This is a genomic window from Streptomyces sp. f51, from assembly GCF_037940415.1.
Classification (GTDB): Bacteria; Actinomycetota; Actinomycetes; order Streptomycetales; family Streptomycetaceae; genus Streptomyces.
Genome location: NZ_CP149798.1, coordinates 4,583,561 through 4,594,562, shown reverse-complemented (window position 1 = coordinate 4,594,562; position 11,002 = coordinate 4,583,561). Strand labels below are relative to the sequence as shown.

The window sequence follows — 11,002 nt, the reverse complement described above, 5'->3', positions numbered from 1 at the left end:
TCATGCCTCGCTCTGCGCGCCGGAACGGCTGCGGGCCACCACGGAGGAGGCGGTGAAGTTGACCGCCAGGGTGAGCAGGAACAGCGCCAGGCCCGCGGCCATCAGCGCCGACATGCCGAACTCGGAGGCGTCGCCGTAGTGCAGGGCGATCAGCGAGGACACCGAGTTGGAGCCGGTCTGGAGGATGTGCGGCTGGATCACGAAGACCGGCGAGATGATCAGGTAGACCGCGATGGTCTCGCCGAGCGCGCGGCCGAGCCCGAGCATGGTGCCGCCGATGATCCCGCCCTTGCCGTACGGCAGGACGACCGAGCGGATCATGCCCCAGCGGGTGGCGCCGAGCGCGTAGGCGCCCTCGCGTTCGCCGGCCGGGGCCTGGGAGAAGACCTCGCGCATCACCGAGCACTGGATCGGCGCGACCATCAGGGCGACGACGATTCCGGCGACGAAGGTGGAGGCGGTGAACACGCTCTCGGAGGCGAGCGGTTCGCCCGGCTGGGTGCCGTCCACCGTGAACAGGGGTATCCAGCCCAGCCATTCGGACAGCCAGCGCGACAGGCCGATCACGTGCTGCTGGAGGAAGAAAAGCCCCCACAGTCCGTAGACCACCGAGGGGACGGCCGCCATCAGGTCGACCATGGTCACCAGGGTGCGGCGCAGTCCGCGCGGGGCGACGTCGGAGATGAACAGGGCGGTCCCGACGGCCAGCGGTACGGAGATCACGACCGCGACGCAGGCGATCAGGACCGTGCCGGTGAGGACGGCCGCGATGCCGAAGTTGTGGACGTCCGGCTGCCATGCGGCGGTGGTCAGGAAGGAGAGGCCCCGGGTGCGCAGGGCCTGGCCGGCCCGCAGGAGGAGGAAGAGTCCGACTCCCGCCATGCCGGCGAGGACGGCGACGCCGGTGGCGGTGAGCTGGAGCCGGAAGACACGGTCGCCGAGACCGCGGGCGGGGTTGATCCGCCGGGCGACGAGCGCCCGGGCCTCCGGCCGGCCGGGAACGACGGTGCCGCTCCCCCGCCCCGCCGCGTCCGCCCCGCCGGGCTCGGAGCCGCCGGGCTCCTGTCCGCCGGACTCGGGCCGGTCGGAGCCGAGGCGGCCGGACTCCCGGTCGCCGGGCGCGGAACCGCCGGGCGCGGAACCGCCGGGCGCGGGACTGCCGGGGGCCGGTCTCGCGGTCCCGGACGTCTCCGCCCCGGGTCTCTCCGCCTCCGGTCTGTCGGACTCCTCTGACACGGACGCCACGCGCTGCCCCCAATTCCGGAAACGGAATCCCCGCGCGACCGACGGCCGGTACCGCGCGCTGCGATTCAATGGCCGGATCGTGTCGCCCCAACGCGCGTGTTGTGGAGGACTGGTGAACACCACACGACTGTTCGGTGCGTTCGTCGTGGAGGACGGGCGGAGCGCGGTCCTGATGATCCGCGTAGATCGCGGTATGGACCAACGGAAGAGCCCGGCGCGGTACGCCGGGCTCTGAACGCCTGAAGTTGCCTGTGGCTCGAACTAGATGGTGGACACCGCCGAGAGACGGTGCACGTCCCGGGCGGTCCCGGTGACGCCGGACAGGAAGCCCTGGGCCCTCGGTGAGGCGTTCTCCGTCAGCCAGGCGGGGTCGATGTCGCAGACGGCGACGCGCACCTCGGTGCCGGCCAGGGCCAGCGGCAGCGTGTGGACGACCGTCGAGGGGAAGCTCAGGATCGTCCGGCCGATCGGGCCGCGCCGGGCGATCAGTTCGAGCGGCAGGTCGGGACGGACGATCTCCAGGCCCGTCTCGGCGGCCAGCCGGTGCAGTTTGTCGACGCTCTCGCGGCGGTGCGCGAAGTAGCGAGTCGCTCCGTGCGCCTTGGCGAGCGCGCGGACCGCGTCCAGGTAGCGGTCGGGGTCGACCACGCCCGTCTCGACGAGCGAGGTGCCGACCATGTCCGCGCTCTTGGTGATGCGCGGCGGGCCGAACCGGTCCCGGGTCCAGGAGAAGTCGTTGGCGGTGACGGTGACACCGTCCGGTGCCGATTCGATCGGCATGGAGGAGAAGACCTCGACGCTGCGGCGGTCACTGGGCGTCAGCCGGCGGCGGGCCGAGGCGGACACGGGAGCGAAGAGCACGTCCCGGGGGCCGGGGCGGCCACCGCGCCGGTGCCAGCGCACCAGGCGTTCACCGCGGGCGAGCTGGGCGACGAACTCCATCGTCGCCGTTCCGTCGTCGACCACGACCAGGTCGCGTGCCCTGGTGATGGTCAGCAGCAGCTGCACATAGCGGGAGAACGGGTCCCCCATGACGATCCGCCGGGCCCGGCGCAGCAGCGGAGCCAGTCCCCCGATGGTGTGGAAGGGGGCCGTGGTGCCACCGCGCGCCTCCTCCCAGCGGACCGCGTGGCCCTCGTCGCGGGCCAGTTCCGCCATCCGGCGGAGCTGGCCGCGGGTCATCGGGTCGTTGGGGGACAGGACGACGAGGGTGAGCCCCGCGTCGGGCGCCGTGCCGTCGTGGGCGTGTATGTGCGCCCACTCCAGCACGTTCAGGAGCTGTACCGGGCTCTCGACGAAGGCGAGAGTGGTGGAGCCGGCTGAACCGGCGCGGGGTCTCATCGACGTACGACCGTCCCGTCGTAAGGAATTCAGGGTGTTCAGACCGAGACGGGCTCGCCCGCGGCCGCGGCGATCTCGGCCTCGGCGATGACGCCCGTGACGCGGCGCAGCTTCTTCATCGGGCCGAGCTCGGACTCGTAGACCTTCTTGACGCCGTCACCGAGGGAGGCCTCGATGGTGCGGATGTCGCGGACGAGGCGGGTCAGGCCCTGCGGCTCGACGGAGGCGGCCTGGTCGGAGCCCCACATCGCGCGGTCGAGGGTGATGTGGCGCTCGACGAAGGTGGCGCCGAGGGCGACCGCGGCGAGCGTGGTCTGAAGGCCGGTCTCGTGGCCGGAGTAGCCGATCGGGACGTTCGGGTACTCGGCCTGGAGGGTGTTGATGACGCGGAGGTTGAGCTCCTCGGCCTGCGCCGGGTAGGTCGACGTGGCGTGGCACATCAGGATGTTGTCGCTGCCGAGGACCTCGACCGCGTGACGGATCTGCTTCGGCGTCGACATGCCGGTGGAGAGGATGACCGTGCGGCCGGTGGCGCGCAGGGCGCGCAGCAGCTCGTCGTCGGTGAGCGAGGCGGAGGCCACCTTGTGGGCGGGGACGTCGAACTTCTCCAGGAAGGCGACGGCCTCGGTGTCCCACGGGGAGGCGAACCAGTCGATGTTCTTGCTCTTGGCGTACTCGTCGATCTGGCGGTACTCGTCCTCACCGAACTCCACGCGGTGGCGGTAGTCGATGTAGGTCATGCGGCCCCAGGGGGTGTCGCGCTCGATGTCCCACTGGTCGCGCGGGGTGCAGATCTCCGGGGTGCGCTTCTGGAACTTGACGGCGTCGCAGCCGGCCTCGGCGGCGGCGTCGATGAGCTTGAAGGCGTTCTCCAGCTCACCGTTGTGGTTGATGCCGATCTCGCCGACGACGTAGACGGGGTGGCCGGGGCCGGCGGTCTTCGAACCGAACTGGCGCAGACGGGAGTTGGTGCTCATGGTGGAGAAGTTCCTTACTTGTCGAGGGAGTCGAGAGAAGGGCCGAGGATCCAGCTGGCGATCTCTCGGATCGCGCCGTCGCCACCGGGGACGGTGGTGACCGCGCGTGCGGCGCCGCGCACGACGTCGTGGGCGCTCGCGACCGCCACCGGCCAGCCCACGAGGGCGAAGCAGGGGAGGTCGTTGACGTCGTTGCCGACGTAGAGCACGCGCTCGGGCGCGATGCCCTGTTCCTCGCACCACTGCTTCAGTGCGAGGTCTTTCCGGTCGATGCCGTGCAGGACCGGGATCTTGAGCTTCCGGGCCCGGGCGGCGACGACCGGGTTCTGTTCCGTGGACAGGATCAGCATCGTCAGTCCGCTCCTGCGGAGGGCGGCGATACCGAGGCCGTCCCCGCGGTGCACGGAGACGAACTCCCGTCCGTCGGAGTCGATCAGCACCCTGTCGTCGGTCTGGGTGCCGTCGAAGTCGAGGACGACCGCGTCGATGTCTTCGGCGGTCGGGAGGGAGCCGGGCCTGTTCGCGTCGAAGAGCGGCGCGAGGGCCCGGGCGCGGGCGAGGTCGTGCGGGTCGTCGATCTCCAGCACGCGGGCCGGGTCGGTGCGCACGAGTTCGGTGCGGCCGAAGAAGCGGTGCTTGGCCTCGCGGAAGCCGGCGGCCTCCATGGCGTAGACGGCTCCGGTCTCCAGCAGGTCCTGGGGGCGGTCCTGGCGGCGCGGGCGGAAGGACTTGTCGTGGTTGACGCCGTAGCCGCCGGTGGTGGCGGTGTCGGCGACCAGGACGCCGGTGCGGCCGTCGACGGTCGCGCCGGCGGTCCCGGCGGCGGCGGTGTCGGCGACCAGGACGCCGGTGCGGCCGTCGACGGTCGCGCCGGCGGTCCCGGCGGCCACCGCCGCGGTGGGCTCGTCGTCGCCGTCGCGCCACACGAAGCCGTGGAAGGGGGCCACGGTCAGCGCCGTGTCCGCGCCGTTGGCGACGATCGCGTCGACGACGCCGTCCACGTCCTCGCGGATGATGAACGGGCTCGTGCACTGGACGAGCAGCACCACGTCGACCGGGGAGCCGTGCAGCGCCTCGTGGGTGTCCATGGCGTGCAGGACGGCGGCCTCGGAGGTGGCGGTGTCGCCGGCGATGGCGGCGGGGCGCAGCACGACCTCGGCGCCGGCCTGGCGGGCCGCCGCGGCGATGGCCTGGTCGTCGGTGGAGACGACGACGTCCGTCACCAGACGGGCGGCGCGGCACTCGCGCACCGCGCGGGCCACCAGCGGCACACCGCCGACGGGCAGGAGGTTCTTGGCGGGCACGCCCTTGGAGCCGCCGCGCGCGGGGATCACCGCGAGTACGCGGCGCACCGGCGCGGCCTGGCCCGCTTCCGAGTTGGTCATGCGCTGTTCTCCTTGACGAGGGAGGCGAGGAAGGCGTGGGGGGCGGTGGGCCGCGGTCGGCCCGTTGCCGGGGCGCTCACAGTTCGCCCATCCGCCGGATCACCGGTGCCACGCGCTGGACGCCGTGGCGGTAGGCGCCGCGGGCGGCCTTGCGCACGAACTGCCGTACGGGGCTGGGTTCCCGGTCCGCCGCCGGGGCACCGGGCAGCGGGCTGCCGTCGGGTCCGAGGTGGTGGCGGGCGAGGATGCCGGGCAGATAGCCGGGCGCGGTGACGGGGGTGTAGTAGGGGGCGAGGGGCGGCAGTTCAGCGGCGGCGAGCAGTCCGGTGATGCGCTCCCTCGCGGCGTCGAAGGCGGTCTCGTACGCGCCTCCCTCGGCCGCGACGCCCTGCCGGGCCACCCACCGGGGGTCGGGCTCCGGCCGGTGTCCCGCGTCGAGCTGGTCCCAGGAGGCGAGGCAGCCGGATCCCACGAAGTGGTGGTTGCCGAGCGCCTCGCGCACCCCGAGGTCGGTCAGGACGACGGTGGGGATACGGCGGTGCAGGGACTCCAGGGCGGCGGTGGAGCTGATGGTGACGAGCAGGTCGGTGCGGTCCAGGACCTCACCCATGTGCCCGTACACCAGGCGGAAGTTGGCCGGCGGGTCCGCCTTCTGCACCAGCTTCTGGTACGGCAGCTCCTCGATGTGGGTGGTGTGTTCACCCGGCTTGGAGCGCAGCTTGAGCAGGACCTCGCGGTCCGGGTGCAGCCGCGCGTGGCCGATGAGCCGGTCCAGCAGGTACGTACGGTCCCTGCGGTTCTCGGGTACGGAGGGCTGGGCGGCGAAGACGACCGTGTACGGCCTGCTCCCCTGCTCCGCGGACGGGTCGTGCTCCGCGTAGGCGTTCCCGCCGAGGAAGGGCAGGGCGACCTCGGTCACCGGTCCGGCGTCCGCGCCGACCCCTTCGTACACGTCCCGGAAACGGTCCGCGTCCTGGCGGGAGTTGGCGAGGACGAGGTCCGCGCCGTGCCGCAGGAGCAGTCCGTCGGCGAGCTTCTCGTAGACGACGCCGACGTAGCCGGTGACGACCAGGGGACGCTTCGCCCGTCCGGCCCAGGCACGGGAGAGACCGTGCAGGACCGCCTGGACGGCACCGCCGACCAGGGCGAGGACGACCACGTCGTAGACGCGGTCCTCCCGGCCCATCTCGCGCAGGAACTCGACGGCGGTGACCTCGCGGAGGGAGTCCGCGCGGACGCCGACCTCTTCGAGCTGGCGGGGGGTCGGGGTGGCTCGGCCGCGCAGGAGGAATCCGTCGAGGCGGATGTCCGATTCAACCGGGGAAATGCGGTTCGCGGTGAGCGAGCCCCATTTCCACCTGGTGTCGGAATCCGCGAGGACGGCAACCCGCAGCGACTTCTTGGTACTTGCTGGCACGCCCTAGACGCTAGGAAGCCATTTCGAGGAGCGGCCCAACCCGAATACAACAAACGGTTAACAGCGCGTCGACGAATGGGGAATCAGCCCGGGATCGGCTGAGAAAGCGGCGCGGTTCACGGTACCGCCACGCGTCGTTCACCTTGCATCTCACCAACGGTAAAGACGAATGCCGGGCCGGCCCCTAACGTCACAGGCGTGGTCAAGCTCTCCGTCATCGTGCCGTTCTACAACGTGCAGCAATATGCGCCCGACACCCTGAAGAGCCTGCGTGCGAACGCACGGCAGGATTTCGAATTCATTCTCGTCGACGACTGCTCTCGCGACGAGACACCGGACATCCTCGCGCGCGCGGAGCGCGAGCTCCCGGGTGCGGTGTATGTCAGACACGAGAAGAACGGAGGACTGGCCACCGCCCGCAACACCGGAATCGACGCGGCGCGTGGCGAGTACCTCACGTTCCTCGACGGGGACGACTGGCTCGCCCCCGGTTACTACGAACAACTCGTCTCCTCCATCGAGGACCTGGGCTGCGACTTCGTGCGCACGGACCATGTCCAGTGCACCGCGCGGGCCCGGACCATCCACCGGGTTCCGCACGGCCGGCGCGGAGTCGTGCTGAGTCCCCGCGACGCCATCCTTCCCTCCGACCGCTCCACCTCCGTCGACTACGCGTACGCCTGGGCGGGCATCTACCACCGCCGGCTGGTCGACCGGGGGCTGCTCCACTTCACCGACGGGCTGCGCACGGCCGAGGACCGGCCGTGGATCTGGAAGCTGCACCGGGAGGCGGAATCGTTCGCCACGGTGGGCCTGCTCGGCGTGTACTACCGGCGTGGTGTCGCCTCCTCCCTCACCCAGATCGGGGACGTGCGCCAACTCGATTTCATTCGCGCGTTCGACCAGGTCGTGGCGGAAACCGCCGAGGACCGGGACGCGGAGAAACTCCTTCCCAAAGCCGTGCGCACGTATTGCGCGATTATTTCCCATCACCTGGGATCCATCGAAAGGTTCGAGCCGGCAGTGGCACGGAAACTGAAGTCCATGAGTGCCGTCGCACTGCGCCGCATGCCCCAGGGCGTGCTCGACGAGGCCCTCGACTCGATGGACGTCCAGCGCGCCACCCGGCTGCGCCGGCTGCGCCGACGGCCCGCGCCCGCCGCGGGGGTGGCCGCGTGACCACCCAGATCTTCATGGCGTCGACGCTGTACGGGACGGCCACGCTCGCCGCGGCCCTCGACACCGACAGCTTCGGGCCCGCGGACCGGCGCATCCTGCTCGTCTCCAACAACGCGGCGACGCCCGAGACGACGCCCGGCGTGGACGAGATGCCCGGCTTCGAGCGGCTGCGCGGCCGCTTCGACGACGTCATCTCGTGGAACGAGACCATCTCCCCGTTCCACCCGGGCGGCTGGGCCCCGCGGCCCGACGACGTCCCGCTGTGGGAGCGGCATCTGCGGCTCGCCTGGAACCTCGGCGACGACGACGTCGAACTGGCCGTGGAGTCGATCCAGGTCAACCCGGCGCTCGGCGTCTCCCAGATCTTCATGGGCGCGCCCGTCACGGTGTACGCCGACGGCCTGATGAGCTACGGCCCCACCCGCAACAAGATCGACCCGCTGGTCGGCACGCGGGTGACCCGGCTGCTCCATCTGGACCTGGTCCCCGGTCTGAAGCCGCTGCTGCTCACCGAGTTCGGCGTCGAGCCGGAGATCGTGCCCACGGACGCGTTCGTGAAGGTGCTCGCGGAACTCGTCGACACCGGTGACGAGCTGCCGTCGGTGGAGGAGCCCGCGCTGCTGCTCGGCCAGTACCTCTCGGCGCTGGAGATCCTCACCGCCGAGGAGGAGGAGCAGCTCCACGTACGGATGCTGAAGGGCGCCCTGGCGCTCGGGCACACCCGGGTGGTGTTCAAGCCGCACCCCTCGGCCCCGGCGCGCTGGTCGCGGATGCTGGAGAAGGAGGCCGAGAAGCTCGGCGCGGACCTCACCGTCCTCGACACCCCGGTCCTGGCCGAGGTGCTCTACCAGCGGATGCGTCCCGCTCTGGTCGTCGGCTGCTTCTCCACGGCGCTGTTCACGGCGTCGGCGCTGTACGGCCTGCCGGTCGCCCGCGTCGGCACCGGCTCGCTGCTCGACCGTCTCACCCCGTACGAGAACAGCAACCGCGTCCCGGTGACCATCGTCGACGCGCTGGTGCCCGACCTGGCGGACGGCGCCGCGGTCACCGCGCAGCGGCCCGGCATGGACGTGGCGGACCTGACGAGACTCCTGAGAGCCGTCGGCTACGCGATGCAGCCGAAGATCTGCCCGGACCTGCGTCCGGCGGCCGAGAGCTATCTGACGAACCAGCTGACCCAGGACACCTGGCGCTACTTCAAGCGCAAGCGTCTGACCTCGCTGGCCCTGCCCGGGGCGGTCCCGGCCCAGCTCGCCTTCATCCCGCGCAACGCGACCGTGCGACGGGTCGCCCGCAGGGCGCGCTCGCTGAAGCGGGCGGTGGGCCGCTGAGGCGGCGGGCGCTTCCCGCGCGGGACACCAGGGGCGGGGCCGGGTCGGACACGACCCGGCCCCGCCCCTTTCACGCCACCGGCTCCCGCGTCCGATTTGTCACTCTTCGGAAGAGTCGTCAACGCGGGAGCGTCACACAGATGAACTCCCGTGGGCGGGACGCGGAACCGGCCCCGCCAGGCCGTAAGCATCCCCGACTATCGGACTAACGTGCTGTGGGCCAGCTGAGTCCCATCGAGGGGAACCTTGTGATCGACACGCCCGAGGAGGCCCGCGGGACGTCGACCGGCACCGTGGTCCGTACCGTCCTGCCACCCGCCGAGACGTCCGCCGCCCCCAAGCCCGTGGTGCGCCGGGAGAACCGGCTGCGCGCCCTCGACGGACTGCGGCTCGTCGCGGCCCTGATGGTGGCCGGATACCACTACGGCGGCCGGGACGGCGAGGTCGTCCAGGCCTGGGGCAGCTCCCCGAGACATCAGTTCCCCACCCTGCACCACCTGTTCGCCTACGGCTGCCTGGGCGTGCAGATCTTCTTCGTGATCAGCGGCTTCGTCATCAGCATGAGCGGCTGGGGCCGGCCGCTGCGCTCCTTCTTCGCCTCCCGCGCCTCACGGCTGCTGCCCGCGTACTGGGCCGCCATCGTCATCGTGACCGCCGTGTTCGCCCTGCCCGTCGTCGCGTACAAGGCGGTCTCGCCGAGCGACGCCCTGGTCAACCTCACGATGCTCCAGCAGCCGCTGGGCGTCGACCGGGTACTGGGCGTGTGCTGGACCCTGTGGGCCGAGATCCGCTTCTACGCCCTGTTCGCGCTGTGCATCGTGCTGCCGGGGGCGAACCGGCAGCGCGTGATCCTGTTCTGCGCCGGCTGGACGCTGGCCGCGGCCGTCGCGCAGGGCGTCCACGAGCCCCTGCTCACCCTGGTCCTGATGCCCGAGTACGCGCCGTTCTTCATCGGCGGCGTCGGTCTCTACCTCGTCCACCGCGACCGCCGTGACGCGTACGCCTGGGGCATCGTCGGCGTGAGCTGGCTGATCGGCCAGCACTACGCCGTCCAGCGCCTGTGGCACGCCCCGAACCCGGAGTTCTTCTCCAACCGTTCGGCCACCGCCATCATCCTCGTCGTCACCTTCGGCTACGTGGCCGTCGCCGCGATCGCGCTCGGCTGGCTGCGCTGGGCGAACTGGCGCTGGCTGACGGTCGCGGGCGCGCTGACGTACCCGTTCTACCTGGTCCACGAACACCTGGGCTGGGTCGTCATCAAGGCCTACCACCGGACCCTGCACATCCCGTCCTACGGCACCTTCCCGGCCACCGTCGCCACGATGCTGCTGCTCGCCTGGCTGCTCAACCGCCTCGTCGAGAACCGGCTCACCCCGAAGCTGCGTACAGCGCTGTCGAAGCCGCGCCGGTAGCCGCCCGGGGAACGGGCTTCCGGCCCGCTCAGCCGACGCCGTGGCGCGCCTCGACGCCGGCGACGATCAGGGCGAGCCCCTCCTCGAAGTGCCGCTCGTAGTCGTCGAAGATCTCCGCGCCCGCCGCGGCCGTCAGCGGGAAGTCGGCCATGCGGCGGGCGCGTTCGTCCACGTCGTACCCCTCGCGGCGCTCGCCCGGCAGCGGCTGGACGCCCTGCTCCTCGGTGACGAAGCCGAGCGTGTAGAAGTACGCCGTCGAGGTCGCGCGGACCGCCTGGGCCAGCGTGAACCCCGCCCGGGTGAAGACCGTCAGCGTCCGCTCCATCTCGACGGCGTGCAGGGTGCCGGTGAAGCGTGAACCGCTGAAGACCTTGGCGCCGTCGCGGTAGCTCAGCAGGGCGGCGCGCAGTCCGCGGTTGGCGGCGAGCAGCCGCTCGCGCCAGCCGTCGCCCTCAGCGGCCACGGGGGTGTCGGCCATGCGCCGGTACATCTCCGTGGCCATCTCGTCGAGCAGTTCCTGCTTGTTCTTGAAGTGCCAGTAGAGCGCCGGCGCCTGGACGTTCAGCTCCTTGGCGATGGCGCGCAGGGTGAGGCCGTCGAGGCCCGTCTCGTTGAGGAGCCGCAGCGCGGTCGCGACGACCTGCTTCTTGTCCAGCCCGGGGGACCGCTGAGTTCTCTGGGTAGCCACCCTTGACAGTTTAACGCCGTTAAGGAC

General features: G+C 71.2%; 9 protein-coding genes. 3 read left to right on the top strand and 6 right to left on the bottom strand.

Annotation, left to right across the window (positions count from 1 at the left end; genetic code table 11):
• From pstC to WJM95_RS20115, 5 genes are all read right to left on the bottom strand, one after another.
• Positions 1 to 1,245, bottom strand: a complete 1,245-nt coding sequence (gene pstC / locus WJM95_RS20135; RefSeq protein WP_339131080.1) for a phosphate ABC transporter permease subunit PstC — start codon at positions 1,243 to 1,245, stop codon at positions 1 to 3.
• A gap of 261 nt (positions 1,246 to 1,506) precedes the next feature.
• Positions 1,507 to 2,586 (bottom strand): hypothetical protein, encoded by a 1,080-nt coding sequence (locus tag WJM95_RS20130; protein WP_339131079.1) that lies wholly within the window; start codon positions 2,584 to 2,586, stop codon positions 1,507 to 1,509.
• A gap of 38 nt (positions 2,587 to 2,624) precedes the next feature.
• On the bottom strand, positions 2,625 to 3,563 hold the full coding sequence (locus WJM95_RS20125) for an N-acetylneuraminate synthase family protein (RefSeq protein WP_339131078.1): 939 nt from the start codon (positions 3,561 to 3,563) through the stop codon (positions 2,625 to 2,627).
• 14 nt (positions 3,564 to 3,577) lie between these two features.
• Positions 3,578 to 4,948: an N-acylneuraminate cytidylyltransferase gene (locus WJM95_RS20120; protein WP_339131077.1), complete on the bottom strand. Its 1,371-nt coding sequence runs from the start codon at positions 4,946 to 4,948 to the stop codon at positions 3,578 to 3,580.
• A gap of 76 nt (positions 4,949 to 5,024) precedes the next feature.
• Positions 5,025 to 6,365 carry a DUF6716 putative glycosyltransferase gene (locus WJM95_RS20115; RefSeq protein ID WP_339131076.1) on the bottom strand — a complete coding sequence of 447 codons (1,341 nt, stop codon included), beginning with the start codon at positions 6,363 to 6,365 and terminating at the stop codon, positions 5,025 to 5,027.
• Between the two features lie 198 nt (positions 6,366 to 6,563).
• Here WJM95_RS20115 and WJM95_RS20110 point away from each other — a divergent pair, with 198 nt between their 5' ends.
• The 3 genes from WJM95_RS20110 to WJM95_RS20100 all read left to right on the top strand — a co-directional run bounded on the left by WJM95_RS20110 (position 6,564) and on the right by WJM95_RS20100 (position 10,287).
• Positions 6,564 to 7,544 carry a glycosyltransferase family 2 protein gene (locus tag WJM95_RS20110; protein WP_339131075.1) on the top strand — a complete coding sequence of 327 codons (981 nt, stop codon included), beginning with the start codon at positions 6,564 to 6,566 and terminating at the stop codon, positions 7,542 to 7,544.
• Complete coding sequence (locus WJM95_RS20105) at positions 7,541 to 8,875, top strand: alpha-2,8-polysialyltransferase family protein (RefSeq protein ID WP_339131074.1); 1,335 nt, start codon at positions 7,541 to 7,543, stop codon at positions 8,873 to 8,875. The genes WJM95_RS20110 and WJM95_RS20105 overlap by 4 nt, the downstream gene beginning before the upstream one ends.
• A gap of 308 nt (positions 8,876 to 9,183) precedes the next feature.
• A complete protein-coding gene (locus tag WJM95_RS20100; protein ID WP_339135701.1) occupies positions 9,184 to 10,287 on the top strand; it encodes an acyltransferase in 1,104 nt (367 codons plus the stop codon).
• Between the two features lie 28 nt (positions 10,288 to 10,315).
• Here WJM95_RS20100 and WJM95_RS20095 read toward each other — a convergent pair whose 3' ends face one another.
• Positions 10,316 to 10,975, bottom strand: coding sequence for a TetR/AcrR family transcriptional regulator C-terminal domain-containing protein (locus WJM95_RS20095; RefSeq protein WP_339131073.1), 660 nt, complete (start codon positions 10,973 to 10,975; stop codon positions 10,316 to 10,318).
• Positions 10,976 to 11,002 lie beyond the last annotated feature (27 nt).